Source organism: Pseudomonas syringae, assembly GCF_021606685.1.
In the GTDB taxonomy this organism is placed as follows: Bacteria; Pseudomonadota; Gammaproteobacteria; order Pseudomonadales; family Pseudomonadaceae; genus Aquipseudomonas; species Aquipseudomonas syringae_R.
The window spans coordinates 1-26,991 of sequence record NZ_WKCB01000072.1 but is presented as its reverse complement, the minus strand read 5'-3'; the positions used below and the strand labels follow the sequence as shown (position 1 = coordinate 26,991).

Here is a 26,991-nt window from a genome sequence, read left to right as displayed (position 1 = left end):
TGCTCGCGAAGGCGGTGTGCCAGTTAACGGCAATGTTGACTGACACACCGCCTTCGCGAGCAAGCCCGCTCCCACATTTTTTTGCGCAAGGCAAAAAAAACGGGTGCGACATCCGACGTCGCACCCGCTGAAGAAACTGCGTTGAATCCCGTTGTGTCCTACACCGCCCGAGCCGTCATCGTGTCAGGTCGGGGCGACAGCAAGCTCACCACCACAAAGCTCACCAAGCCGATGGCCAAGCTGTAATAGATCGGCGTGTTGGCGTCCAAGCCGTCCTTGATCATGAACACCAACGCGGTCACAAAGCCCAAGGTCATGGAGGTGATTGCACCCGAGGTCGTTGCGCGTTTCCAGAAAATCGCCCCGATCAGCGGGATCAGCATGCCGCCCACCAAGAGGTTGTAGGCCAGGGTCAGGGCGCTGATCACGTCGCTTACCACCAGCGCGATACCCAGCACGGCAATCCCGGTCAGCAACGTGAACAGGCGGTTGATGTTCAAGCTCGACTGTTTGCCACCGCGCAAACGCGGCAACAGGTCTTCGGTCAAGACGGTGGAGGCGGCCAGCAGGCCGGCGCTGGCGGTGGACATCATCGCGGCCAGGGCCGCGGCAATCACCAGGCCGCGAATGCCGTCCGGCAGTGAGGCTTTGACGATTGCCGCAAAGGCATTGTTGACGTTATCCAGGTCCGGAATCAGCACGTGAGCCGCCATGCCGATCAGGGCACAGGCCAGGCCATAAAGGATGCAGTAGAAGCCGGCGAAGGTGCCTGCGTACTTGGCGACCTTTTCGTCACGGGCGGTGAACACCCGTTGCCAGATGTCCTGGCCGATCAGAATGCCGAAGAAGTAGATCATGAAGTAGGTGATGATCGTGTCCCAGCCGATCGCGGTGAAGCTGAAGCTCGACGCCGGCAGCTTGGCCACCAGTTCGTCCCAGCCGCCGACGCGGTACAGGCAGATCGGCAGCAGGATAAACATCAGGCCGACAGTCTTGATCACGAATTGCACGATATCGGTGAGGGTCAGCGACCACATACCGCCGATGGTCGAGTAAACCACCACCACGCCACCGCCCAGCAACACCGAGACCCAGAACGGCAGGCCGAACAGCACTTGCAGCACGGTGCCGATGGCCAGGATCGAGGTCACGCCGATCATCAGCGCGTAGGCCAGCATGATCACCGCGCTGGCCTGACGGGCCATCGGGTTGTAGCGTTTTTCCAGGACCTGGGTGACGGTGAAGATCTTGAGCTTGAGCAGCGGCTTGGCGAGGAACAGGTTCAGCGCAATGATGCCCGCGCCCAGCGCGGCGCACAGCCAGAAACCGGAGATGCCATGCACGTAGCCCAGGCGCACGGTGCCGACGGTGGACGCACCGCCCAATACCGTGGCCGCCATGGTGCCCATGTACAGCGACGGGCCCAGGTTGCGCCCGGCCACCAGGTAATCTTCGTGGGTCTTGGCGCGGCGCATGCCGTAATAGCCGAGCACGAGCATGCCGGCGGCGTAGATGAGTACGACGAATAAATCCAAAGCCATGACGGCGGTTCTCCGATTATTGTTTTATGCAGTGGGGACGCTTGCAGTGGCTACAGAGTCTTGTGGGGTGAGGGGGCTTGTTCCTCTGGGTCCATACACCTCAGCCGGTTCCGGGAACATGCGCAGCAACGTCAGGTACACCACCGACGCCAGCCCCAGCGTCACCGGCAGGCTGATATCGATGCCATCGGCGAGGTTGCCCAGTGGCCCCACAAACTGCCCCGGCAGGTTGACGAAACACAGGCCCACCAGCGCGCTTGGAATCCACGCCCCCAGCCCGCGCCAGTTCCAGCCATGGCTGAACCAGTAGCGGCCACCGGTTTCACCGCGGGTGAACACTTGCAGGTCATCCGGGCAGTAAAAGCCGCGACGCACGATCAGGCCGATGATCATCATCACCATCCACGGTGTGGTGCAGGTGATGATCAGCACGGCGAAGGTCGACACGCTTTGCACCAGGTTGGCGGCGAAACGTCCGATAAAGATGAAGGCAATCGACATGACCCCGATCAGCAGCGTGGCCTTGACCCGCGACAACAGGCGCGGGAACACGCTGGACATGTCCAGCCCCGTGCCATACAGCGACGTGGTGCCGGTGGACATGCCGCCGATCACGGCAATCAGGCACACCGGCAGGAAGAACCAGCTCGGCGCCACCGCCAGCAAGCCGCCGACGTAATTGTTGGCCGCGATGTAGTCCGGTGCCTTGATCGCCACGATGGTCGCGGTGGCCAGGCCGAACAGGAAGGGGATCAACGTCGCGATCTGCGCCAGGACCACCGCCAGCATGATGCGTATTTTCGGTGTTTCGCGCGGGATGTAGCGTGACCAGTCACCGAGGAACGCACCGAACGAAATCGGGTTGCTCATGGCCACCAGCGCTGCGCCGATAAAGGCCGCCCAGAAGCCGCTCTGGCCCATGGCGACGGTACCCGCGAAATGACTGTCGAAGGTCGGTGCGAAGGCGAAGATGCCCAGCAAAAACAGCAGGCTCGCGGCCCAGACTGCGATGCGGTTGACCCACAGCATAAAGCGAAAGCCATAGATGCAGACCGTGAGCACCAGCAGCGCGAACAGGCCATAGGCCAGGCCCAGCGTCAGGTCGGTTTCCGGCAGGCCGATCAGACGTTTCGCACCGCCAACCAGTGCATCGCCTGAGCTCCACACCGACAGTGAGAAGAAGGCAATTGCCGTCAGCAGCGACAGAAACGAGCCGACAATTCGCCCATGCACACCAAAGTGCGCACCGGAAGACACGGCGTTGTTGGTGCCATTGAGGGGGCCGAACAGGCCCATGGGCGCCAGGATCAGCGCACCCACCAGCACGCCCAGCACAATCGCCCAGACACCGGCCTGGAACGACAAGCCGAACAGCACGGGGAACGAACCCAGCACGGCGGTGGCGAAGGTATTGGCGCCGCCGAAGATCAGTCGAAACAGATCCTTGGGGCCGGCGGTACGTTCGTGGTCCGGGATCTGTTCGACCCCGTTGGTTTCTATTTTGCGAATACTGTTTTCGTTGTTTTTATTATTCATGATCAGCTCCGATCACATTGGCTAATGGGGCGGCAGCCCTTCCGGCATAGCGGACAAATGTTCGTGACAGGCCAGCCACAGGCCTTCTTGTTGTTGTGCGCCAAGCCCTTGCCGTTTGAAGACAATGGTTTCGCGTTCCTGGCTATGAAATTGCTCCCCGTTCATGCGCAGTTCGGTGGCCACGTCATGCATAAATATCGCCACGTCACCCTGCAGGCTGACAAAGGCGTTGCTCGAAGTGCAGGAGAGCACCTCGAACCCTTCGTCCCGACGCCAGCTGTCCCACAACGCCTGGTAGGCGTCGCGGCTGAGCAGCGGCTGGGGGAGGGTGTAGAACACGAAGCTGGCATCGGCCGTGAACGCGCCGAAATAGGCGGCGCGGTCATTGCGGGCGAAGGCCGACACCAGATCGGCGGCGGCACGCAGTACCTCGGCGTGCGCGCTCATCAGCGGTGCGCCACGCCGGGCAGCACGCAGAGCATCTCGTAGAGCAAATTGGCGCCCAGCAACGAGGTGTTGCCGGTGGTGTCGTAGGGCGGCGAAACTTCTACCAGATCGCAACCAATCAGGTCCAGGCCCTGGCAGCCGCGGATGATTTCGATCGCCTGGATGGTGGTCAGCCCGCCGATTTCCGGGGTGCCGGTGCCGGGCGCCCAGGCCGGGTCGATGCCATCGATGTCGAAGCTCAGGTACACCGGCCCGCCGCCGACTTTTTCGCGCACTTCGGCCATTAATGGTGCGAGGGAGTGGTGCCAGCATTCTTCCGCCTGGACCACGCGGAACCCCTGTTTGCGGCTCCAGTTGAAGTCTTCGGCGGTGTAGCCCTGGGCACGCAGGCCAATCTGCACCACGCGGTCGCAGTCGAGCAGGCCTTCTTCCACGGCGCGGCGGAAGGTGGTGCCGTGGGCGATTTTCTCGCCGAACATATGGTCATTGACGTCGGCGTGGGCATCGATGTGCACCAGCCCGACCTTGCCGTGTTTCTTGTGGATTGCGCGCAGGATCGGCAGGGTGATGGTGTGGTCGCCGCCCAGGGTCATCGGGATCACGTTGTGCTCGAGGATCTCATCGTAGGCTTCTTCGATGATGCGCACGGCGTCGAGGAGGTTGAAGGTATTGATCGCCACGTCGCCGATGTCGGCCACCGACAGCGAGTCGAACGGCGCGGCGCCGGTGGCCATGTTGTACGGGCGGATCATCACCGATTCAGCGCGGATCTCACGCGGCCCGAAACGGGTGCCGGCGCGCAGCGAAGTGCCAATGTCCAGGGGCACGCCGACAAACGCGGCGTCCAGGCCCTTGGCCGATTGCAAATGGGGAAGACGCATCATGGTGGCGATGCCGGCGAAGCGCGGCATTTCGTTGCCGCCCAGTGGTTGGTGGAAAATCTTGTCCACGGGATTGCCTCATCGTTGTTGTGTTTATTAAGGGCCGATTCTGCGAAATACACCGACCCGAAAGAATCGGCAGGGGCAAATACTTAGTTCAGATTTTTCTAAACTAATGCCTGGGGTAAACTGCGCTCAAATGTGGGAGGGGGCTTGCCCCCGATAGCAGTGGATAAGCCAGCCAATATGCAGCTGACCCAGCGCTATCGGGGGCAAGCCCTCTCCCACAGGTTTTTGTGTACCTCTGGAGCTGAACATGGCCAACGCCTTGCCCGACCTGAAACTCTTGCGCATCTTCGTCAGCGTCGTGCGGCACCAGGGGTTCGCGAATGCCCAGCACGAGCTCAACCTGTCCACCTCGGCCATCAGCACGTATATGAGCCAGTTGGAAAGCGCGTTGGGCCTGGTGCTGTGCCATCGCGGGCGCGGCGGGTTCAGCCTCACCAGCAAGGGCGAATTGTTCCATCACGAAACCCTGCGCCTGCTCGGCGAGCTGGAAGGTTTCGAGCAATACGCCGCTGCGCTCAAGGGCGAGTTGCGCGGCACCCTCAAGCTGGGTGTGCTCGACTCCACTGTCAGCGACAAAGCCTTGCCGTTCGCCGAAGTGATTGGCGCGTATAGCCTGGAGCACCCGGCGGTGCACCTGCATTTGTCGGTGATGAGCCCGTATGAATTGCAGTTGGGCGTGCAAGACAATCGCCTCGACCTGGCCATCGGCGCTTTCTCCAACCGCATGAGCGGGCTGATCTATATGCCGCTGTACCGTGAACAGCACTGGCTGTATTGCAGCACGCGGCACCCGTTGTTCGGCGAGCGGCGCATCCCCGAACAGGTGATCACCCAACAGCGCATGGTCGGGCGTGGTTACTGGAGCCAGGCCGAGTTGGCGCGCCACGGCTTCAAGCACAGCGCGGCCACGGTAGAAAGTATGGAGGCGCAGCTGATTCTGGTGCTCTCCGGCGCCTACATCGGCTACCTGCCCGAGCACTATGCCCAGGCCTGGGCCGACAAGGGCGACCTGCGCGTGTTGCTGCCGGCGACCTTCGGCTACCAGGCGCCGTTCTCGATGATCATGCGCCGGGGCCGCAGCCGCGAACCGCTGATCCAAACCTTCCGCGATCTCCTCAAAGCCCAGCTCAACCAGGCCTGATAAACCATGTCCAGACCCCAATGTTCCCGCTGCCTGCGGCCCACCGCCCACTGCCTGTGCGCGCTGATCCCCAGCCTCGACAGCCGCACGCGGGTGTTGCTGTTGCAGCACCCGAGTGAGGTCCACCATGCGCTCAACACCGCGCGGTTGGCGGCGCTGGGCTTGAATAATGCGCAGTTGGTGGTGGGGGAGGTGTTTGCTGATCTGGCGACCTTGTTAACCCCGCCCGGCTATCAGGCGCGGCTGTTGTTTCCGGCTGACGACGCCCAACCGCTGCACGCTTATGCGCCCAGCGATCAACCGCTTTTGCTGGTAGTGCCCGACGGCACCTGGCGCAAGGCGCGCAAACTGTTGCACCTCAATCCCTTGCTGGCGGCGTTGCCACGGGTGACGTTGGCTGAGGGCGGCGCATCGCGTTATCGACTGCGCAAGGCGCCAGGGCCGGGGGCCTTGTCGACGATTGAAGCGATCGCGCAGGCGTTGCAGGTGTTGGAAGCGCCGATGTCCTTCGAGCCGTTGCTCAAACCGTTCGAGGCGTTGATCGAAGGGCAGATTGCGGCTATGGGGCCGGCGGTATTCCAGAAAAATCATGGCTGAAACCGGGGGGGTATATAGATACCCTGCGTCCTGACGGAGGCTGAGTAGGCTGGTCATTTTTCGTGGAGCGGAAAATGACTGAGTCGACAACCGATGTACCGCCGTCGTTGGCGGTGTTTACCGCTGAGCAACGGGCTCGTTTGCCTTTGCAGGCCGGTGCCGAATGGTCAACCCTGCAACTCTTGGATGGCCTGCGGCGCACATTCGATGGGTTTCTCGAGGCGCTCAACGACCAGGAGAAGCTGGAGTATGTGCGTCTTCAACGGGTGTTGATCGAGGCTGAAAACGCGGTGCAAAGCGAGATTCGTCTGCTGACCGAGGACTTCGAGACTCAAGCCTTGGCGTCGCTGCGCGAGGGCTTGACGAGGCTGGCCGGCGGCGATGTCGACCCGAAAGTCGCCAAAATCCACACGCGCTATCTAGCCCCGTCCGGCGGCACTCAACGAGCGGCCCAAGACGCTGACATCAAGGTATCCAGCCTTACCCTGTGGGACGCCGCGTGCACCAATTACGACGGCCTGACCGGTTGGAGCTTTCCCGGCCGCACTGGCGTAGCACATGCCAGCTACCTGGATATTAACGTCAGTTCCGCTGACTTTATTGCGTTGGTGCGCGATCTCAATCTCGGTGACCAGCTCAAGGTGCTGCTTGCCCAGGCACTGCAGCCGTTGTCTGCACTGGGCATTTCGATCATGCGCCTGGCGACTGCCGAGTTCGAGTTTGCCCTGATCGAGGCCCTTAGAAATGCTCGCTCCAGCCGCGTTGATCGAGCGAAATACCAGTGGGTAAAAAAAGCCCTGAGCGGTGAGGCGCAATGGGGCGGGACCGAGGAAATGCTGCTGTTCATTTCCTTGGGGGCGGGCGGTGTCAGTTGGTTGCCCCAGTCATTGGGGCTCATAGGGTTGCATCGGGGGATACCACCAGGCGATTACCTGAGCATCCCCCACATCGTATTTTCCGTTGAAGGGGTGCCGGGAGCCTTCAGCTTCTTCCCCAATCGGCCGGGTGGAACCCTGCGACACCACGACAGCTTTCGTGAAGCCTGCGTGGAATTCAATGTCGCGTTCCACGGCTTTTACAGCCGTGGGAAGGTGGACTGGCTGTACTCGACGATGTTGCTGAACGACAGCCTTCGCTTGAAGCAACTGGTGAAGCCGCTCACGGCGCCCGAGGACCTGAATTCCTGGGCCGGTATTCTCTATAAATGCATCATGTGGCTGCCTACCACGCCACTGGTTAAAAAGGTCGGCTACACCCGCAAGGTGGTTGAGAACATGCCGGTGACCAGCTTGAACAACATCTACGTCAATCGCTGCCGGGGCAATCTGCAAAGCCTGGCCAACGAGACGCCTGGGTTGATGGCGACCCTGGGTAGCCTCTTCAGCACCGTGCTCGATGAAACCCTCGAGCTGTTGCTGATACCGGTGCCCGGCCCGCTCAAAGGCATGGGCCGCGTGAGAGCCTTGGCGCTGTTCACGGCGCTCGGGCAGGCGCTGATCGATGGTGCGAGCGAGGCGCTTATGGGGCGGCCGGGCACGTTGCTGCAGAGTGTGATCGATATGGCCGACTTATTGATCAGCGGCCGGCTGCATACCCGCCTTGCGCTGACCGTTCGGCGGCGACACCAGGTGCTTTATCAACAGCTGTCTCAACAGCACAACGCCAGCGTCACGCAGGACCGCCAGCGGCTGGGCGACTCGCAGTTGCTGGAGCGCATCATCGCTGGCAACGAGGCCCCAGTGCGGGCGCTGGAGGCTGTGCTGCAAACGAGCGCCACTGCAACTCCGGACTTGCATGCCGTGTGGGACGGCGCGCCGCCTTCGGCTTCGCTGGTCGAGGCCACGCACCGGTTCAATGCCGACAGGCTGATCGATTGGGTTGCCAATGCCCAGGACAGTCCCGCGCCGGTGGGTTCATTTGAGGTGTTGGCGCCGCTGCTCACGCAGTTGGAGCACTGGCCGTCGGACACCGCCCTGCGCATCGAGGATCACCAAGGCGTGGAACTGCGGCGCTACAGCAAGGATGCCGCGCGGGCTGCGTCGAACATGGTCACGGTGACGGCCCTGGAGAATTATCAGTTCAGTTTTTCGACGCCGCGCCAGCTCACGGCTTATCTGCCTCAGGCGATCGTGGCGTTGTTGCCGGAGCACTTCCCGATGGGCGCGCAAGCAGTTCGTCAGGGGCTCGCGGCGCTGGCGCGCACCTGCCGAATCGAGCTGTTTGAAGCGCTCGCCTTTTTTGCCCAAGCCAGCCGTTCGGCTGCGCGTGGCGCGCGGCCCGCAGTGAAAAAGCTATTGCCCGATACCGTCGGCCAGGGCGTGACCACACCGCCGGTGATTGAAGCACTGCGGGCCTTGCACCCCAAGGTCAGCCTGGTGAGATTGCTGGAGGTGCTGGATCAACATCCGCTGTCTGAACATCAGCAAACACAGCTGTTGGACACCCAATTGCAGCCCGAAGGGCTTTACAACGCCCTGCGTGCTGCGCGGCAGACGGCCCGGCGCGAGGCGCTGGTCGATGGGGTTTTCCACCCGCGACGGTTTGATTGGCAAACCCAGCAGTGGGCCCAGGCGTTTGCCGATAGCGTTCTGCAGAATGTCACCGGCAGGGCGTTGGTGGTCAGCCCCGTGGCAGAGCCGGTGACGTATGTATCGAAGGGCGCGAATGATCGAACAGTGGTGGTGCTGGATCATAGTGGCGGGGTGTTTTCTGCGTTTGACCATCGCACCAACCTTGGCGGAGCGTTGCAGCGCGGCCCCGACGGTTTTTACCAGGCGATATTGCATGCGTTGTCCGCCGGCGAAGGTTCGCTCTTCGGGGGCTATGCACAACAGGCCGTGGCCGATTTGCGCTATCGGGTGGCGCAGGTTCTGCTGCGCAATCGTGCGGCGGATGGCACGTTTTATCCCCGCCTTCGTAAAATCACCCACTACGCCAGCGCGGTCGATGAGTCGCAGATCGGGCTCACGCCTGACGCCCTCGGGCTCTATGGCCTGGGGGCGGATCGCTATGTGTTTCTCGAAGGCTTCTATTACAAGGTGGCCAGGGCAGCGCAGACGCGGCCGTGCATTACACATCCCGCGCTCAAGGATGCGTATGAGCCCCGGCTGAGCCATAACGGCGCCGGTGCCTGGCGGCATGAGTGGGAGAACCCGCTGACCTGGGATGGCCAGAAGCCGTTTTATCGCCTGGGGCCGTGGGTGCGCGGTCTTTCACCTGACGCTATTGACCAAGTGCAACGCATCAGCGGTGTGACTGAGGACATGCTGCGCCGCGTCCATGTGCGCAATGAGCGGCCTCCCGTGATGCTTGTGGAGACCGTCGAGCGCTTCAATACTCATCAACGGGTCAAGGCCGGCGTGGACGTGGGGGCGGATTTTTTTGACCAGTTGCTTGGCGAAGTCGATTCCGATCGCGCAGATGCACTGGTGGGGCGCGAAGGCGTCTCGCGTGCCGATCAGGTCGCCATCCTGCAGGCGAAAGTCGCGCAGGACAAGCCCAAGATGGAGCACCTTATCTTCAAGGCGCTATGCCCTGACCACCAACACTCCACTGACCCTCTGGCGCAAGTGCTTCAGCGGATCAACCCCAGCTTGACGAACCGGGTCGCCGAAGATCTCGTACGCGACGCTACCCCGGCCGAGCGTCGAAGCCTGGAGAGAGGGGTTGTGCCATTGACGCTGACCTCGGCGGTCCGATGGTGGGTGGAATACCTGCGCAAAACCCGGCTTCTGGAAAGCGTGCATTTGCCTGCCACGGCCAACGAGGACAGCACGAAAGCGCTCCTGCATGCATTGCCGCAAATAGACGGTTGGCCGGCGCACCTGAGGGTTGAAGTGTGGAAGGGCGGTTTTATGCAGACCAGCGTCGGCCCGTTCGACGCAGCGCTCCAGCGCATCGTGGAGTCGGCATCCCAGCAGTATCAGGTGTATATCCCCCTGACGAACGGGCGACGACAGCCCGTGGGAAGTCCTGGTCCCTTTCTTGAGGTTTTATTGGCTGCGCTGCCGTCGGTCGAGCGGCAGTCATTGGGTTACATCCAGGGCGCAGGGGAGAGTGAATTACTGGAGCAGGTGCGTTCGCGTCTGCAGCGCACATGGGAGCTTGCCGAAACCCAGGATCGTGTGGGGCGTTGGCCACGTTTTCATCCGCCGCAGCGCGTGGCGGATGGGCGCATCGCTTACCCGCTGAGTGGTAGACGGCTCAGACCGACTGAACGCAGCCAGGTTATGCGCTTGCGCAAGTTGTATCCGTCGAAAACCGACGACGAGGTTTTACAGGTGTGGAAGGACGCTGGCGACTCGGTGCGAGACCGCGATGCAATGATTGACTATCTCTACCGCGAACGTGATGCGATGAACGTTGTGCTGGGGCGCTGGCTTGAAGAGGCGTCAGTCGGCCCGGCGCGGGAGGCTCGGGACGTGGCGGTTGTACGTATTCAGCGATGTTGGGCCAGGGAGGCTTCCACTCATGGGACGGCCATGGTCAAGGAACTGAATCTCGATGGTCTGGACCTGACCGATTTACCCCCGTTGGGCGCTCATTTTGGGCACGTGGAGGTATTGAGCTTTAAAAATAACCAGCTTTCTCAATTACCCAAGCATTTCCTGCGCTGTTTCCCGGCGGTGAAGCGAATTTACTTGAGTCACAACCGTTTTGAGCAGATGCCTTCAGGGCTTTCCGGGATGCCGAATCTAAGTGCTCTATATCTGAGTAATAATCGACTCAAGTTCAAACTGGGTGATGTGGTTTACCTGAGCGATCTGGTGCAGTTGCGCGTATTGGATCTGTCCTCGAACCCCCTCCGGCAAGGGCAGCGCCTGGACCTGTATCGATTGAAATATCTGCAGTATTTGAATGTGCGCAACACGCAGTTGGAAAGCCTGCCCAAGGGCGCCGTTACCCTGAGATGGCTTGCCGTCTTTGACCTGCGGGATAATCTGATCAGGGTACTTACCCGTTCCGATTTGTTTTTATTTGCTGATGTACATCGAGCCATGGATCTGTCCGGTAACCCTTTGTTGGAGGGCACGCTTCAAATGCTTCGTCGGTATCGGGAGCAGCCGGGGTGTTCAGACATCTATTTCGGGTTGCATCCACATAACGCGCTTGCCACCGCCAGCTCCGACCGATGGTTGGCGGTGTTGCCGTTCAGAGACGTTCCCATGCATCTCGAGCTGTGGCGGGACTTGCAGGCACGCGAGATCTTTGGCGCCTTTTTCAACTTGATCGAGCGGATTGCCGCCAACCCCCAGTTGCTCGCTCCAGGGTATCGGGCCCTGCGGGAAGACTTGGCCGGCAGAGTCTGGCGTTTGATCGACGGGGCTGCCAATAACGCGGAACTGGCTACGATCATGTTCAATCATCGGTATGAAATGAGCCGTGGTGTGAACGGTTGGATGGTGTCGCTCAACGATCTGGAGCTCAAGTTCATGATGTTCGAGCTGCACATCAGAGGCGACAGTAATGCCATGCCGCTCTTGAACTGTTTTCGCGCCATTAGCCGGTTGGCAGCCATCACCAACGCGATCCTGTTGTTTGAGCCTGATCAGGCTCCAGAGCTGGCGGGAACACGGATACTGGCCTATCGAATTGCCTTGTCCCAAACGCTGGATCTGCCGCTGGGATTCGGCGAGCGACTGGACCGAATATTGGGCACTCCCAGCCCCGACGCAGTTGCGTCGTTGCGTAACCGCACCCTGGCTGACGAGGCGGCGTTGGACTGGCCGGCGTGGTTGGTTCAGAGCGAGTATTGGCAGCGGTTTCTGCAAGCGAAGTATCAGGTGCGCATACAAGCCACATTGACGACTTACGATCGGCAGTTGGAGATTGTCCTGGATAGACTCAACAGCGATGAGCTGAGTGAGGGGGCCTACCTGGATTCAGTCAATGACCTGTCCCGCCGGCGTCGGGTCGATGAAGAACGCTTGTTTCTAGCGCTGACACAGGGTGAGTGGGCTAACTTCAACGGTGCCGCAGACGCTGCTTATATCCATCAGTAATAAGCACCGTACTTTGCGTGATATGGCCCGCCGACCTTTCCCGGTATGATGTTCGCCCCCGCAGTCTGGATTGCGAATACGCCATGACCTTGCAGTACCCTACAATCGCCGATTGCGTCGGCAACACGCCCCTGGTTCGCTTGCAACGCATGGCGGGTGAAACCAGCAATACCCTGTTGCTCAAGCTCGAAGGGAACAACCCGGCCGGCTCGGTCAAAGACCGCCCGGCGCTGTCGATGATCACCCGTGCCGAGTTGCGCGGGCAGATCAAGCCAGGCGACACCCTGATTGAAGCCACCTCCGGTAACACCGGCATCGCCCTGGCCATGGCCGCGGCGATCAAAGGCTACAAAATGGTGCTGATCATGCCCGACAACGGCAGCGCCGAGCGCAAGGCGGCGATGACCGCCTATGGCGCCGAGCTGGTGCTGGTTACCCAGGAAGAGGGCATGGAAGGCGCCCGCGACCTGGCCGAGCGCATGGCCGCCGAAGGCCGTGGCGTGGTATTGGACCAGTTCGCCAATGGCGATAACCCCGAGGCGCACTACACCAGCACCGGCCCGGAAATCTGGCGCCAGACCCAGGGCACCATCACCCATTTCGTCAGCTCGATGGGCACCACCGGCACCATCATGGGTAATTCGCGTTACCTCAAGGAGCAGAACCCGGCGATCCAGATCGTCGGCCTGCAACCGATGGAAGGCGCGGCCATCCCAGGCATCCGCCGCTGGCCCGAAGAGTACCTGCCCAGGATCTACAACGCGACGCGTGTGGACCGCATCATCGACATGGCTCAGCGCGAAGCCGAAGACACCACCCGCCGCCTGGCGCGTGAGGAAGGCATCTTCTGCGGCGTGTCCTCCGGTGGCGCGGTTGCGGGTATGTTGCGCTTGTCCAAAGAAGTGGAAAACGCGGTGATCGTTGCGATCATCTGCGACCGAGGCGACCGTTACTTGTCGACCGGCATTTTCGACGAACCCAACTGATGGCCAAGCACGAGAGAGGCCTGCGCTTCCAACCGACGGGCGGCAGCCGGGCCCCGCAGATACCGGTAGGCAAGAAACAACGCCTGACCATCGAGCGCCTGGCCAATGACGGCCGCGGCATTGTGTTCTTTGAAGGCCGCACCTGGTTTGTGAATGGCGCGCTGGCCGGCGAAGAGGTCGAGGCACGCGTGCTGGGCACCCACGGCAAAGTGGTCGAGGCGCGTACCGAGCGCGTGTTCAAGGCCAGCGAACTGCGTCGCCCGGCGCCGTGCGCGCACGTTGGCCGCTGCGGCGGCTGCAGCGTGCAGCACCTGCCCCATGCCGAACAACTTGCCCTGAAACAGCGCATGCTCGCCGAGCAACTGTCCCGCGTGGCAGGTGTCGAGCCGCAAGAATGGGCAGCGCCGTTGAGCGGGCCGGAATTTGGCTACCGACGTCGCGCCCGCGTGGCCGTACGTTGGGATGCCAAGGCGAAAACCCTTGAGGTGGGCTTTCGTGCGGTGGCCAGCCAGGACATCGTTGCCATCGATGATTGCCCGGTGCTGGTACAGGCCTTGCAACCGATCATGCAGCGCTTGCCGAACATGCTGCGCCGCCTGAGCAAACCGCAGGCCTTGGGGCATGTGGAGCTGTTCAGTGGTTCGTCCATCGCCGTGTTGCTACGGCATATGGCGCCGCTGTCCGAGGCAGACCTGCAGGTATTGAAAGAATTCTGCGCCTTCCATGAAGCCCAATTGTGGCTGCATGGCGAAGGCCAGCCCGAACCCGTGGAGCCCGACCAAGCCCTGGGTTTCCGGTTGGCGGCCTGGGATCTGGAGCTGGCATACCGGCCAGGTGATTTTGTACAGGTCAACGCCGGGGTCAATGAGGCGATGGTTGCCCAGGCCCTGGACTGGCTGGCGCCACAGCCGGATGAGCGCGTGCTGGATTTGTTTTGCGGCCTCGGCAACTTTGCCTTGCCGCTGGCTAAACACGTGCGTGAAGTGGTGGCGGTGGAAGGCGTCCAGACCATGGTGGAGCGGGCGGCGCTGAACGCCGTCAGCAACAATTTGCATAATGCGCAGTTTTTTCAGGCCGATTTGTCCCAGCCTTTGATTGACGCGCAATGGGCCAAACAGGGCTTTTCTGCGGTACTCTTGGACCCACCCCGTGATGGTGCCCTGGAGGTTGTGCGCAAGCTTGCGACGCTTGGGGCCAAGCGTCTGGTGTATGTGTCCTGCAACCCGGCCACGCTGGCGCGGGACACGGTTGAGTTGGTCAAGCAAGGCTACCGGCTAAAACGTGCCGGGATCCTCGACATGTTTCCGCAGACGGCACATGTCGAGGCCATGGCGTTATTTGAAGCGGGCTAGGATGCCCGTTTAATCCGACTGGCCTGCATTCTCCAAGGCCGTGACCTGCCAGGGAGTCTGTGTAAGCTTTAGTGATAAAGCAGGTCGGCGATGATTTTTGGCGCATCAAAGGTGCGTCGTAGGGAAGGTAAGCAAGATGGTACAGGTGAGAGCACACCAGCCGATCAACACCGACGGCAGTATCAATCTCGAGGCATGGCTGGATCATGCCATCAGTGTCGACCCGGCACTGGACCGTGAAGCCTTGAAGGCAGCCTGCGAGTTCGCTCGTGAGTCTGAACAGCAAGACAATGCGGCCAAGAACCTGTGGGCCGAAGGCACTTCCAGCTTTCGCACCGGGTTGGAAATCGCCGAGATCCTTGCCGATCTCAAGCTGGACCAGGATTCGCTGATCGCTGCCGTGCTCTATCGCGGCGTGCGTGAGGGGCATATTCCGTTGGCCACCGTGGGCCAGCGTTTCGGCTCGGTGGTGGCCAAGCTGATCGACGGCGTGCTGCGCATGGCTGCCATCAGCGCCAGCCTCAGCCCGCGCCAGTCCATGGTGCTGGGCACCCAGGGCCAGGTCGAGAACCTGCGCAAGATGCTGGTGGCGATGGTTGACGACGTACGCGTCGCCCTGATCAAGCTGGCCGAGCGCACCTGCGCGATCCGTGCGGTGAAAACCGCCGACGACGAGAAGCGCAACCGTGTGGCCCGCGAAGTCTTCGACATCTACGCGCCGCTGGCACACCGCCTGGGCATCGGCCATATCAAGTGGGAGCTGGAGGACTTGTCCTTCCGTTACCTTGAGCCCGACCAATACAAACAGATCGCCACGCTGCTGCACGAACGGCGGCTCGACCGTGAGCGCTTTATCACCGACGTGATGAACCAGCTGCGCTCAGAGTTGCAGGCCACCGGCGTCGAAGCCGACATCAGCGGCCGCGCCAAACACATCTATTCCATCTGGCGCAAAATGCAGCGCAAGGGCCTGGCCTTCAGCCAGATCTACGACGTGCGTGCCGTGCGCGTGCTGGTGCCGGAAATGCGCGACTGCTATACCGCGCTCGGTATTGTGCACACCCTGTGGCGGCATATTCCCAAGGAGTTCGACGACTACATCGCCAACCCCAAGGAAAACGGCTATCGCTCGCTGCACACTGCCGTGATCGGCCCCGAGGGCAAGGTGCTGGAAGTGCAGATTCGCACCCACGCCATGCATGAAGAGGCGGAGCTGGGCGTGTGCGCGCACTGGCGCTACAAGGGCACCGACGTCAAGGCCGGCTCCAACCAGTACGAAGAGAAAATCTCCTGGCTGCGCCAAGTGCTGGAATGGCACGAAGAGCTTGGCGACATCGGCGGCCTGGCCGAACAGCTGCGGGTGGATATCGAGCCGGATCGGGTCTATATCTTCACCCCCGACGGCCACGCCATCGACTTGCCCAAGGGCGCCACGCCGCTGGACTTTGCCTACCGCGTACATACCGAAATCGGCCACAACTGCCGTGGCGCAAAGATCAACGGGCGCATCGTGCCGCTCAACTACAGCCTGCAAACCGGTGAGCAGGTCGAGATCATCACCAGCAAGCACGGCACACCGAGCCGCGACTGGCTGAACCCGAACCTGGGCTACATCACCACCTCGCGGGCACGGGCGAAGATCGTCCACTGGTTCAAATTGCAGGCGCGTGACCAGAACGTCGCCGCCGGCAAGACCCTGCTCGAACGCGAACTGGCGCGCCTGGGCCTGCCCCAGGTGGACTTCGACAAGCTGGCCGAAAAGGCCAACATGAAGATCGCCGAAGACATGTACGCCGCCCTCGGCGCCGGCGACCTGCGCCTGGCGCAGTTGGTCAACCTGGCCCAGCAGTTGGTGGAGCCGGAACGCGGCAGCGAACAGCTGGAACTGATCCCGCGCAAAGCCACCGGCTACAAGCCCGGCAAGCGCGGCGATATCCAGATCCAGGGCGTGGGCAACCTGATGACGCAGATGGCCGGTTGCTGCCAGCCGTTGCCGGGCGACGCCATCGTCGGCTACATCACCCAGGGCCGTGGCGTGAGCATTCACCGCCAGGATTGCGCCTCGGTGCTGCAGTTGGGCGGGCGCGAGCCGGAGCGCATCATCCAGGTCAGCTGGGGCCCGGTGCCGGTGCTCACCTACCCGGTGGACATCATCATCCGCGCCTACGACCGCTCCGGTTTGCTGCGTGACGTATCGCAAGTGCTGCTCAACGAGCGGATCAACGTGCTGGCGGTCAACACCCGCTCGAACAAAGAGGACAACACTGCGCTGATGTCCTTGACCATCGAGATTCCGGGGCTGGACGCGTTGGGACGGTTGCTGGGGCGGATTTCGCAATTGCCGAATATCATCGAGACACGGCGTAACCGCACCCCATGATGCGGTCAAAAATGTGGGAGGGGGCTTGCCCCCGATTAGCGGTGGGTCAGTCAACATAGGTCTGGCTGAACCGGCCTCATCGGGGGCAAGCCCCCTCCCACATTTGATCTTCAGCGGAAAGAGACCGATGTATTCACTTGAAGACCTGCTGCACCTGATGAATCGCCTGCGGGACCCGCAATACGGGTGCCCGTGGGACATCAAGCAAACGTACGCGACCATCGTCCCGCACACCCTGGAAGAAGCCTATGAAGTTGCCGACGCCATCGAGCGCGGCGACTTCGATCACCTGCAGGGTGAGTTGGGCGACCTGCTGTTCCAAGTGGTGTATTACAGCCAATTGGCACGCGAAGAAGGCCGCTTCGAATTTGCCGGGGTGATCGACAGCATCACGCGCAAGCTGATCCGTCGCCATCCCCATGTGTTCCCCACCGGCGACCTGTACGCACCGCTGGATATTCCTCAGCTCAGCGAAGAACAGGTGAAAGAGCGTTGGGAGCAGATCAAGGCTGAGGAACGTGCGGAAAAATCCGACGCGCCGGAGCAGCTATCCCTACTGGACGATGTGCCTACGGCGTTGCCGTCGCTGTCGCGTGCCGCCAAATTGCAAAAGCGCGCCAGCCAGGTCGGTTTCGACTGGCCGTCCGCCTTGCCGGTGGTGGACAACGTGCGCGAAGAGCTGGATGAAGTGCTCGAAGCCATGGCCGACGACGACCCGGCGGCTATCGCCGATGAGGTCGGTGACCTGCTGTTTGCAGCGGTCAACCTGGCCCGTCATCTCAAGGTCGACCCGGAAACCGCGCTGCGTGGCGCCAATGCCAAGTTCGAACGACGTTTCCGATTTATCGAACAGGCATTGCGCGAAACGCACCAACCCATAGAAGATTGCACCCTCGACGTGTTGGACGCCCTGTGGGGTGAAGCCAAACGTCAGGAAAAGAATGTGTCCAGCTGCGGTTGAGCAGTTGCCTAAGTGAGTAAGCACCATGAGCATTTCCCTTCGCGACCAGTTGCTCAAAGCAGGGCTGGTCAACCAAAAGCAGGCCAAACAGGTCGGCAAAGAGAAACAGAAGCAGCAGCGCCTGGTCCACAAGGGCCAGGCCGAGGTCGATGACACCCAGGCTCGCCTGGCTGCCGAGGCGAAGGCTGAGAAGGTCAAGCGCGATCAAGAGCTGAACCGCCAGCAACAGGAAAAAGCCGAGGCCAAGGCCCGTACGGCCCAGGTCAAGCAATTGATCGAAACCTCGCGCCTGCCCAAGCTGACCACTGAGGACTACTACAACTTTGTAGATGACAAGAAGGTCAAGCGCCTGTCGGTCAACACATTGATGCGCAACAAGCTGAGCAACGGCTCCCTGGCCATCGTGCACCACGGCGGCGGCTACGAGGTGATCCCGCGTGAGGCGGCGCTGAAGATCCAGGAGCGTGCACCGGAGCGCATCGTGCAGCTCAATATCCTCACCGAAAGCCAGGTGCCGGATGAAGACGATCCGTACGCCGCCTACCAGATCCCCGATGACCTGATGTGGTAATGCGTTAAACGCGCCCCATGGCGAGCGCGCTTGCTGCGGCGAGCGGGCTTGCTGTGGCGAGCGGGCTTGTTGTGGCGAGCGGGCTTGCCCGCGTTGGGCTGCGAAGCAGCCCCCAAAACACAAAACCCCGCTCAAAAGGCGGGGTTTATATTTACAAGCAACCCCTGTGGCGAGCGAGCTTGCTCGCGCTGGGCTGCGAAGCAGCCCCCAAAACACAAAACCCCGCTCAAAAGGCGGGGTTTATATTTACAAGCAACCCATGTGGCGAGCGGGCTTGCCCGCGCTGGGCTGCGCAGCAGCCCCAAAAAACAAACCCCACTCAAAAGGCGGGGTTTGTATTTACAAGCAACCCACGTGGCGAGCGAGCTTGCTCGCGCTGGGCTGCGAAGCAGCCCCAATCCGGTATAGGGATTCTGTCTGACGGAATGCGATGGCCTCATGGTGCCGCTTCGCGCCCCAGCGCGAGCAAGCTCGCTTGCCACAACCGGGTTGCCTGTTGAATTTCAGCGTCTCAGGAGCTTTGTGCCTGGCGTCTCATCTCAAGGGTTTCCAGCTCGTTTTTATAATTATGAGCGTCGCTCTCGTTGTGAAACATGCCGACTAGCAGGTCTTGTTGATGTACGTCCCAGATGTGAATCCCATGGGCTACCGCTTCATGGGACATATGTTCGTCGTCGCGCTCAGTTACTTTTACAGTCATCTGCTTGCTCCAATCTCTGGTGGGGTCTGCGGCAAGTCGTCGCAGGTCTTTGTTATATGTTTTGTTAGCTTGCTAAGTAAACCGACTTTTCGCGCAACAACTCATTGCAGAAAATGCAACAGTGCTGCAGGCCGCGTAAACCGCGACATTGCGTCGCAGGGTGCTGAGTTTTATGACAAAAGTTTCATGTTCAAGTGGCGCTGTGACCTTGCGTTGACCCTGTCGCCGCCTTCGCGAGCAAGCCCGCTCCCACAGTTGAAATGCGCTCAAAATGTGGGAGGGGGCTTGCCCGCGATAGCGGTATACGCTTCAAAGCAAAACCTGCAGGCGAAAAAAAGCCCCGCATTCAGCGAGGCTCCTTTTTGACTCATCAGCCCATCAGCTACCTTTGACAGCCTTGCCGTCAACGGTACCGTCTTGCAGCATGATGTTGTATTCCTTGCCGTCGGTCTCAACCTGACGCAGGGCAACTAGGATGCCGCCCTGGTCCTTGGCAAACCACATCTGCGTGATGCGCTTGCTCTGGGTCGGGTCACGCACGCGCTCAACCTTGATCGCGTCGATGGAGCCAACCTTGGTCTGAACCTTTTCCGGGCCAATCACACGGAAGTCGTAAGTGTCGACGTCGGTGCCTTCAACCACGTTGTAGCTCATGCTCTTCTTGCCGGCGGCGACATCGCGCTGCAGGGCCAACTGGTAGGTCGACTTGTCGAGCATGCCGCTTTGCAGGGGCACGTTGACCGCGTCCTTGTTTTCAAAGCCGGTGACTTTCTTGGCGGACTGGTCGAAATCCAGGTTGATCTTCTTGGCTTTGCCCAAGCCACCGCGTTCAAACGTGTAGCTCTTGGGTTGCAGGGTGTCCTTGTCAAACAGGATCACGCTGGTTTCGGTCAGGCTGGCGATCATCATGGATGCCTTGAAATTCAAGGTCCAGGTGCCATCGCCATTCTTGGCCAGGCTGCGTTCAGCCGAGCCACTCATGGGCAACTGTTTCCAGTCGGCGGTGTAGCTGACGGAGAAGGGGTGTAGGTCTGCTGCTTGCACGGCAGGCAAGGCGAACAGCGCAAAAGCGAAGAGCAAGGCGCGACGCATAAAATCTCCTAGGTTCGAATCAAGTGGCCGCTGGCCGCAAGTAACTGACCGTCCAATAATGCACCCTGGTCACCGAGAATCAACCGCCCCTCGGCAAACCAGCGAACCGCCAGCGGGTAAATCCTGTGTTCCTGGGTATGAACCCGTTGCGCAAGGCTCTGCGCCGAGTCGTCAGACTCTACCGGAACCACTGCCTGTACGACCAGAGGCCCGCCATCGAGTTCCTCGGTGACAAAGTGCACGCTGCAGCCATGCTCGCTGTCGCCGGCGTCGAGGGCACGTTGGTGGGTATGCATGCCCTTGTACTTAGGCAGCAGGGACGGGTGGATATTCAGCAGGCGCCCTTCGTAGTGCCGCACGAAATCAGCGCTGAGAATGCGCATGAAACCGGCCAGTACCACGAGTTGGGGGTTGAAGGCGTCGATCAGTTCGACCAGGGCAGTGTCGAAGGCCTCGCGGCCGTCGAAAGCCTTGTGATCCAGGGAGCGGGTGTCGATACCTGCGTCCCTGGCGCGTTGCAGGCCGTAGGCGTCGCTGCGGTTGGAGATCACCGCAGCGATGCGCACCGGGCTGTCGCCGGTGCGCGTGCTGTCAATCAGGGCCTGCAAGTTGCTGCCGGTGCCGGAGAGCAGCACCACGACATTACAGGTCTGGGACATCAATGAGCCTTGAGGTTCTTGAGTTCGACCTGCGCAGCGCCTTCTGCAGCGGTGGCGATCTGACCGATGACCCAAGGTTGCTCGCCGGCTTCACGCAGTACGTTCAGTGCGGTTTCAACGTGCTCTTGCGCCACGCAGATGACCATGCCCACGCCGCAGTTCAGCACGCGGTGCATTTCGGTTTCGTTGACGTTGCCTTTCTCTTGCAGCCAGTCGAACACAGCAGGGCGCTGCCAGCTGGCCACGTCGACAATCGCCTGGGCGCCTTTTGGCAGCACGCGTGGGATGTTGTCCAGCAGGCCGCCGCCGGTGATGTGGGCCATGGCTTTGACTGCGCCAGTGTCCTTGATCAGTTTGAGCAGTGGCTTGACGTAGATGCGGGTCGGCGCCATCAGCAGGTCGGTCAGAGGCTTGCCGTCGAGCTGGATGGTTTCGATGTCGGCACCGGACACTTCGATGATCTTGCGGATCAGCGAGTAGCCGTTGGAGTGCGGGCCGGAGGACGGCAGGGCGAGCAGGGCATCACCGGCAGCGACTTTGGAGCCGTCGATGATCTCGGCTTTTTCCACCACGCCGACGCAGAAGCCGGCCAGGTCGTAGTCATCGCCTTCGTACATGCCTGGCATTTCAGCGGTTTCGCCGCCGACCAGGGAGCAACCCGACAGCTCGCAACCCGCGCCGATACCGGTGACCACTTGTGCCGCGGTGTCTACGTTCAGCTTGCCGGTGGCATAGTAGTCCAGGAAGAACAACGGCTCGGCGCCGCAGACCACCAGGTCGTTGACGCACATGGCAACCAGGTCGATGCCGATGGTGTCGTGCTTGTTCAGGTTCAGTGCCAGGCGCAGCTTGGTGCCTACACCGTCGGTGCCGGAAACCAGCACAGGCTGCTTGTAGCCGGCCGGGATTTCGCAGAGGGCGCCAAAACCGCCCAGGCCGCCCATGACTTCGGGGCGCGCAGTGCGCTTGGCGACGCTCTTGATGCGTTCGACCAATGCTTCACCGGCGTCGATGTCTACACCGGCGTCCTTGTAGCTCAGGGAGGGTTGCTTGCTCATGATCCAGGCCTTTAGGGGGGATTCAGGGGTAACGACCGAGCGGGCAGGGGCTTTTGGTAAAAGGCCCAGCCGTGGACGGTCTGCGAAGGCGCGCGATTTTATCAGGCTTGAGGGGCAGCGGCCATCCTCGGGCCGACGGGCAGGGCCATATAGGTTAAAAAAGCCGGTTAAAAAAATGCTCATCGAGTCTGCCAAGGCGCGTATTAAGGTATAGCCTTTAACCCGCTATCGTTATGACAGGGCGAAAACTTGCCGCGACCCTGTGAATGTTTTGTAGGTCGCGGTGGTCACAGCCTTGCCAACCGAGTTCACGCGGTCTGTTCCAGCCGCTAAATTTGTCGTCCGGGAATCTTCCATGCGTCTGTGTAAATTCTTTTTTGTAGGCTGTTTGTCGTTGGTCAGCCTGGCGAGTCATGCCGAAACCCTCAATGGCCTTTATCAAGTACTCGAACCCGTCAGCAGCCAGGCCCCGCAAGAACGCGATCAGGCCACCCAGCGCGCCGTGCAGACCCTGGTGATTCGCCTCACCGGCGACGCCAAGGCCGCCGAGGGCCCGGGCCTGGCGGCGATCCGCAAGGACCCGCAGCAAATCATCAGCCAATACGGCTACGAGGCCGGCCCGCCCGAGAGCCTGCAAGTGGATTTCGACCCGGTCAGCACCGATCGCGCCTTGCGTGAGGCGGGCCTGTCGATCTGGGGCAGCAATCGGCCGTCGATCCTTGGCTGGTGGCTGAACGACTCCACCGAGGGCAGCAGCCTGGTAGGCGATGGCCAGACCATCGCGGCAGCACTGCGCCGTGCGGCACAACACCGTGGCCTACCGCTGCGCCTGCCGTTGGGCGACCTGGATGAGCAAGTTGTTGCCACTGCACCGAATCTGGAAAGTGCTGACGCCACGCCATTGCGCGCCGCTTCCGAACGCTACGGCGCCGACGCCTTGCTCGCCGTGCATGCTCGCCAGGAAGGCAGCCAGTGGCAAGCCAAATGGCGCCTGTGGCTGGGCGACAAGAGCGAGCAGGGCACCGCGCAAGGTGCCGACACCGCCGCCGTGGCCGATGCGGTGTTACTGGCTGTCAGCCAAAAACTGGCACCGCGCTTTGCGGTCAAGCCTGGGATGAGTGCCGAGCAACTGCTGGAAGTGCAGGGCATGAACCTGGAGCGCTACGCCGCGCTGGGGCGTTTGCTCGAGCCGTTTGGCGGCCAGCCGCAGCGGGTGGAGGGCGATCGTATTGTGTATCGCGTCAATGGCAGTGCCGAGCAGTTGCGGACGCAGTTGAGTTTGGCCAAGTTGCAGGAGGTGCCTGCAAGCGAGGCGCCCGCCCAGCAACCGGTGGTCGAGGGTACGCAGCCGGCGGTGGCCCCTGAGCCGCAGGCGCAGCTGCGTTTTCGTTGGTAAATGTTCTTCCTATATAGATAGAAGCAAATGATGGAGTGGTTTATGGCGGATACGCGTCGTTGGGTGTGGCTAGGCGGGATTGTCCTGCTGTGCGTTTTTGTGTTCTTGCTGCATTCGATCCTGACGCCGTTTCTGGTTGCGTTGCTGCTGGCCTATCTGTTCGATCCCGTGGTGGATCGCCTGGAGAAAGCCGGCCTGTCGCGAACCCTGGGTGTCGTGGCGGTGTTTGCCTTGTTCACGTTGATTATCACGGCGTTGGTGCTGGTGCTGGTGCCGATGCTGGCCAAGCAACTGTTCCGCCTGTATGAGCTTGCACCGCAAATGCTCGACTGGCTGCAGCACACGGCGATGCCGTGGGCCCAGGCCAAGCTGGGGTTGGCGGATGGCTTCTGGAAGTTCGACAAGGTCAAGGCGGCCATCAGTGAGCATATGGGCCAGACTACCGATATCGTCGGTATGGTACTCAGCCAGGCAACCGCCTCCAGCCTGGCGCTGATTGGCTGGTTGACCAACCTGGTGCTGATCCCGGTGGTAGCGTTCTACCTGCTGCGCGACTGGGACATCATGATGGCCAAGATCCGCAGCCTGCTGCCGCGCGATCGGGAGGAGCGCATCGTGTCCCTGGCCGGTGAGTGCCATGAGGTGCTTGGCGCCTTCGTGCGCGGCCAGTTGCTGGTGATGTTGGCGCTGGGGGTTATCTACGCGGCCGGCCTGATGGCGATCGGCCTGGAGCTGGGCCTGTTGATCGGCTTGATCGCCGGTCTGGCGGCTATCGTGCCGTACATGGGGTTTGTGATCGGCATCGGCGCCGCGTTGGTGGCGGGCCTGTTCCAGTTCGGTGGCGACCTTTACCCGATGCTCGGGATTGTCGCCGTGTTCATGGTGGGCCAGGCCCTGGAAGGCATGGTGTTGACGCCGTTGCTGGTGGGCGACCGGATTGGCCTGCACCCGGTGGCGGTGATCTTCGCGATCCTGGCGGGCGGTGAGCTGTTCGGCTTTACCGGCATCCTGCTGGCGCTGCCGGTGGCGGCGGTGATCATGGTGCTGGTGCGCCATGTGCATGATGTGTACAAGGATTCGGATGTGTATACCGGGGTCGAAGACCCTGACCTGTAAGTGCTGCGCGGCAAACCCGGCTCAGGCCGGGTTTGTCGTTGAAGGCGTCAAACAATTTGCGCAAAACCGCCAGGTTAACGCAAACCTTTGATTTTGCTTGTGGTCTGCTGCATTGTGCGCCCGGCGTCACGGGTATAAACTTTGCAAACTTTACACAGAGGCCACTAACGGTTCGTTTGGAGCCGTTCAGTCAGCATGAAACCGATTCAGCTGCCCTTAGGTGTGCGTCTGCGTGATGACGCTACCTTTATCAACTACTACCCAGGCGCCAATGCCGCTGCACTCGGCTATGTCGAGCGGCTATGCGAAGCCGACGCCGGGTGGACCGAAAGCCTGATCTATTTGTGGGGCAAGCACGGCGTGGGGCGTACCCACCTGTTGCAGGCGGCGTGTCTGCGGTTCGAGCAGATGGGCGAGCCGGCGGTTTACCTGCCTCTGGCTGAGTTGATGGACCGCGGCATCGGGATCTTCGACCATCTTGAGCAATACGAGCTGGTGTGCCTCGACGACCTTCAGGCCATCGCGGGCAAGGCGGAGTGGGAAGAGGCGCTCTTCCATCTGTTCAACCGCCTGCGTGACAGCGGCCGACGTTTGCTGATTGCAGCGTCTACCTCGCCGCGTGAATTGCCGGTGAAGCTGGCTGACCTCAAGTCGCGCCTGACCCTGGCGCTGATCTTTCAGATGCGCCCCCTGTCCGACGAAGATAAATTGCGCGCCCTGCAATTACGCGCATCGCGACGCGGCCTGCACCTTACCGACGAAGTAGGGCACTTTATTCTCACGCGTGGCACCCGCAGCATGAGCGCGTTGTTCGACCTGCTCGAGCAACTCGACCAGGCTTCCCTGCAAGCGCAACGAAAATTGACGATCCCGTTCCTCAAAGAAACGTTGGGTTGGTAACCTGTTGAATCTGTAGGGTTCGGCAATTTCCAGGCGTCAGAAAACCTGCGTTTGAGCCCGTCTGGCTACGCATTTGAACCTAAAAATGGAATTACGGCTTAGATGTCATAGTCCAATCGCGAAGTCACATAGATCACGATTGAATTTGCAAATCGATGTGATAGTGGGCATAGTCTCGACTTCTTTACATATCAGCCACGGTCGTGCCCATGCTAAATCGCTTCGCACCCCTCGTGCCTCTCGCACTCGTTACCCTGTTGTTTGGTTGCGCCTCCCACCCCCAACAGGTGGTAGAACAGCAAAAACCACAGGTTCAACACCAGGCTAAATTCGTTGCTGCACAATCTGCCTCTGTTTATGAGGAAGAAGTGGCAACTGAAAGCGAACTGTCCGACTTTGCCGGCAGCAAGCCTTACCAGCTCCCTGTGCTGGCCGACAGTATCCTCGAACGCGGCATGTCCCTGATCGGTACCCGTTACCGTTTCGGCGGTACCTCCGAAGCCGGTTTCGACTGCAGCGGTTTCATCGGCTACCTGTTTCGTGAAGAAGCTGGCATGAACCTGCCACGCTCGACGCGCGAAATGATCAACGTGAAAGCACCGTTGGTCGCACGCAACAACCTCAAGCCCGGTGATCTGCTTTTCTTCAGTACAGCGGGCCGCGGGCGTGTAAGTCATGCCGGTATCTACCTGGGCGATAACCAGTTTATCCACTCCAGCAGCCGCCGCAGTGGCGGTGTTCGAGTCGACAGCCTGGGCGACAGCTACTGGAGCAAAACCTTCATCGAAGCCAAGCGCGCACTCGCCATGGCCCCGACAACGGTTACCGCTAGCAAGTAAACTTAAAGTGATACTTGAAGTTTGACGTGTAAGCGCTAGAATCCCTGGACATTGTTGTAATCCGTTCGCGCGAGCTTTGCTTGCGCGTTCTGGTTTTCAGCGTTCGGCAGCGAAAGCCGCATCCAGACCAGGATTGTTCTGCACATGTCGACCTCGGCCCGCCTGATTCTTATTGTTTGCGCCGCGCTGCTCAGCGCCTGCGCAAGCCGCCCACCGCCGCCCGCTCCTGTAGCGGTCAAGCCTAAGCCGGTGTTCAACTATTCCAGCCAGAATTACTCACCTGCTGCTGAAGATGTGCTCTTCCGCGCCCTTGGCCTAGTTGGCACGCCTTATCGTTGGGGCGGCAACACCCCAGACTCGGGTTTTGACTGCAGTGGCCTGATCGGGTTTGTCTACCGTGACGCGGCGGGCATTTCCTTGCCGCGCACCACGCGTGAGCTGATCGTTATGCGTGCTCAGGATGTCAGCGAACAGAACCTGCAAACCGGCGACCTGCTGTTCTTCGCCACTGGCGGTGGCTCCCAGGTCAGCCACGCCGGGATCTACGTGGGCGAAGGCCGTTTTGTCCATGCACCGCAAACCGGCGGTACGGTGAAGCTCGATACCCTGTCCAAGGCATATTGGCAGAATGCCTACCTCAGCGCCAAGCGTGTGTTGCCCGCGAATCTGGCACGTAACCCCTAGGCTGAGCGCAAACCAAATGTGGGAGCGGGCTTGCTCGCGAAGGCAGAGTGTCAGTCAACAGGTTGATTGACTGATCCATCGCC

General features: G+C 60.8%; 21 protein-coding genes. 13 read left to right on the top strand and 8 right to left on the bottom strand.

Annotated features, from left to right (window positions below; genetic code table 11):
- Positions 1-158: 158 nt before the first annotated feature.
- Genes GIW02_RS21920 through speB form a run of 4 tightly spaced genes read right to left on the bottom strand, consistent with a single transcriptional unit; the run spans position 159 to position 4,474 of the window.
- On the bottom strand, positions 159-1,541 hold the full coding sequence (locus GIW02_RS21920) for a sodium:solute symporter (protein WP_236412318.1): 1,383 nt from the start codon (positions 1,539-1,541) through the stop codon (positions 159-161).
- Between the two features lie 24 nt (positions 1,542-1,565).
- The gene (locus GIW02_RS21915) at positions 1,566-3,077 is read right to left on the bottom strand and encodes a cytosine permease (RefSeq protein WP_236412316.1); all 1,512 of its coding nucleotides are present in this window, start codon (positions 3,075-3,077) and stop codon (positions 1,566-1,568) included.
- Between the two features lie 21 nt (positions 3,078-3,098).
- Positions 3,099-3,524, bottom strand: a complete 426-nt coding sequence (locus GIW02_RS21910; RefSeq protein ID WP_236412314.1) for a nuclear transport factor 2 family protein — start codon at positions 3,522-3,524, stop codon at positions 3,099-3,101.
- Positions 3,524-4,474 carry an agmatinase gene (gene speB / locus GIW02_RS21905; protein WP_003210733.1) on the bottom strand — a complete coding sequence of 317 codons (951 nt, stop codon included), beginning with the start codon at positions 4,472-4,474 and terminating at the stop codon, positions 3,524-3,526. Before speB ends, GIW02_RS21910 begins: the two co-directional genes overlap by 1 nt.
- Before the next feature lie 247 nt (positions 4,475-4,721).
- Here speB and GIW02_RS21900 point away from each other — a divergent pair, with 247 nt between their 5' ends.
- The 8 genes from GIW02_RS21900 (at position 4,722) to GIW02_RS21865 (ending at position 18,464) form a co-directional block, all read left to right on the top strand.
- The gene (locus tag GIW02_RS21900; RefSeq protein WP_236412311.1) at positions 4,722-5,615 is read left to right on the top strand and encodes a LysR family transcriptional regulator; all 894 of its coding nucleotides are present in this window, start codon (positions 4,722-4,724) and stop codon (positions 5,613-5,615) included.
- Between the two features lie 6 nt (positions 5,616-5,621).
- Positions 5,622-6,212 carry a DTW domain-containing protein gene (locus GIW02_RS21895; RefSeq protein ID WP_236412309.1) on the top strand — a complete coding sequence of 197 codons (591 nt, stop codon included), beginning with the start codon at positions 5,622-5,624 and terminating at the stop codon, positions 6,210-6,212.
- A 74-nt stretch (positions 6,213-6,286) separates the two neighbouring features.
- The gene (locus tag GIW02_RS21890; RefSeq protein ID WP_236412307.1) at positions 6,287-12,214 is read left to right on the top strand and encodes an NEL-type E3 ubiquitin ligase domain-containing protein; all 5,928 of its coding nucleotides are present in this window, start codon (positions 6,287-6,289) and stop codon (positions 12,212-12,214) included.
- An 83-nt stretch (positions 12,215-12,297) separates the two neighbouring features.
- Positions 12,298-13,200, top strand: a complete 903-nt coding sequence (cysM, locus tag GIW02_RS21885) for a cysteine synthase CysM (RefSeq protein WP_236412299.1) — start codon at positions 12,298-12,300, stop codon at positions 13,198-13,200.
- Positions 13,200-14,552 (top strand): 23S rRNA (uracil(1939)-C(5))-methyltransferase RlmD, encoded by a 1,353-nt coding sequence (rlmD, locus tag GIW02_RS21880; protein WP_236412298.1) that lies wholly within the window; start codon positions 13,200-13,202, stop codon positions 14,550-14,552. The genes cysM and rlmD overlap by 1 nt, the downstream gene beginning before the upstream one ends.
- Positions 14,553-14,688: 136 nt before the next feature.
- Positions 14,689-16,932 (top strand): GTP diphosphokinase, encoded by a 2,244-nt coding sequence (gene relA / locus GIW02_RS21875; protein ID WP_236412288.1) that lies wholly within the window; start codon positions 14,689-14,691, stop codon positions 16,930-16,932.
- Positions 16,933-17,059: 127 nt separating this feature from the next.
- Positions 17,060-17,893, top strand: a complete 834-nt coding sequence (gene mazG / locus GIW02_RS21870; RefSeq protein ID WP_236412286.1) for a nucleoside triphosphate pyrophosphohydrolase — start codon at positions 17,060-17,062, stop codon at positions 17,891-17,893.
- A 25-nt stretch (positions 17,894-17,918) separates the two neighbouring features.
- Positions 17,919-18,464: a DUF2058 domain-containing protein gene (locus GIW02_RS21865; RefSeq protein WP_236412276.1), complete on the top strand. Its 546-nt coding sequence runs from the start codon at positions 17,919-17,921 to the stop codon at positions 18,462-18,464.
- A 511-nt stretch (positions 18,465-18,975) separates the two neighbouring features.
- Here GIW02_RS21865 and GIW02_RS21860 read toward each other — a convergent pair.
- The 4 genes from GIW02_RS21860 to purM form a co-directional block, all read right to left on the bottom strand.
- Entirely contained in the window at positions 18,976-19,164 is a 189-nt protein-coding gene (locus GIW02_RS21860) for a hypothetical protein (RefSeq protein WP_236412275.1), read from the bottom strand.
- Between the two features lie 378 nt (positions 19,165-19,542).
- A complete protein-coding gene (locus GIW02_RS21855; RefSeq protein ID WP_122717886.1) occupies positions 19,543-20,256 on the bottom strand; it encodes a DUF3108 domain-containing protein in 714 nt (237 codons plus the stop codon).
- Between the two features lie 8 nt (positions 20,257-20,264).
- On the bottom strand, positions 20,265-20,915 hold the full coding sequence (purN, locus tag GIW02_RS21850) for a phosphoribosylglycinamide formyltransferase (protein ID WP_236412273.1): 651 nt from the start codon (positions 20,913-20,915) through the stop codon (positions 20,265-20,267).
- Positions 20,915-21,973: a phosphoribosylformylglycinamidine cyclo-ligase gene (gene purM / locus GIW02_RS21845; RefSeq protein WP_236412271.1), complete on the bottom strand. Its 1,059-nt coding sequence runs from the start codon at positions 21,971-21,973 to the stop codon at positions 20,915-20,917. Before purM ends, purN begins: the two co-directional genes overlap by 1 nt.
- A gap of 355 nt (positions 21,974-22,328) precedes the next feature.
- Between purM and GIW02_RS21840 the strand changes: the two genes are divergently transcribed.
- The 5 genes from GIW02_RS21840 to GIW02_RS21820 all read left to right on the top strand — a co-directional run bounded on the left by GIW02_RS21840 (position 22,329) and on the right by GIW02_RS21820 (position 26,908).
- Complete coding sequence (locus GIW02_RS21840) at positions 22,329-23,369, top strand: DUF2066 domain-containing protein (protein WP_236412269.1); 1,041 nt, start codon at positions 22,329-22,331, stop codon at positions 23,367-23,369.
- A 42-nt stretch (positions 23,370-23,411) separates the two neighbouring features.
- Positions 23,412-24,485, top strand: coding sequence for an AI-2E family transporter (locus GIW02_RS21835; RefSeq protein WP_236412267.1), 1,074 nt, complete (start codon positions 23,412-23,414; stop codon positions 24,483-24,485).
- A 195-nt stretch (positions 24,486-24,680) separates the two neighbouring features.
- Positions 24,681-25,385, top strand: coding sequence for a DnaA regulatory inactivator Hda (hda, locus tag GIW02_RS21830; RefSeq protein WP_058422138.1), 705 nt, complete (start codon positions 24,681-24,683; stop codon positions 25,383-25,385).
- A gap of 209 nt (positions 25,386-25,594) precedes the next feature.
- Entirely contained in the window at positions 25,595-26,224 is a 630-nt protein-coding gene (locus GIW02_RS21825) for an NlpC/P60 family protein (protein ID WP_236412265.1), read from the top strand.
- Positions 26,225-26,368: 144 nt separating this feature from the next.
- Positions 26,369-26,908 carry a C40 family peptidase gene (locus GIW02_RS21820; RefSeq protein WP_236412263.1) on the top strand — a complete coding sequence of 180 codons (540 nt, stop codon included), beginning with the start codon at positions 26,369-26,371 and terminating at the stop codon, positions 26,906-26,908.
- The last annotated feature ends 83 nt before the right edge of the window (positions 26,909-26,991 follow it).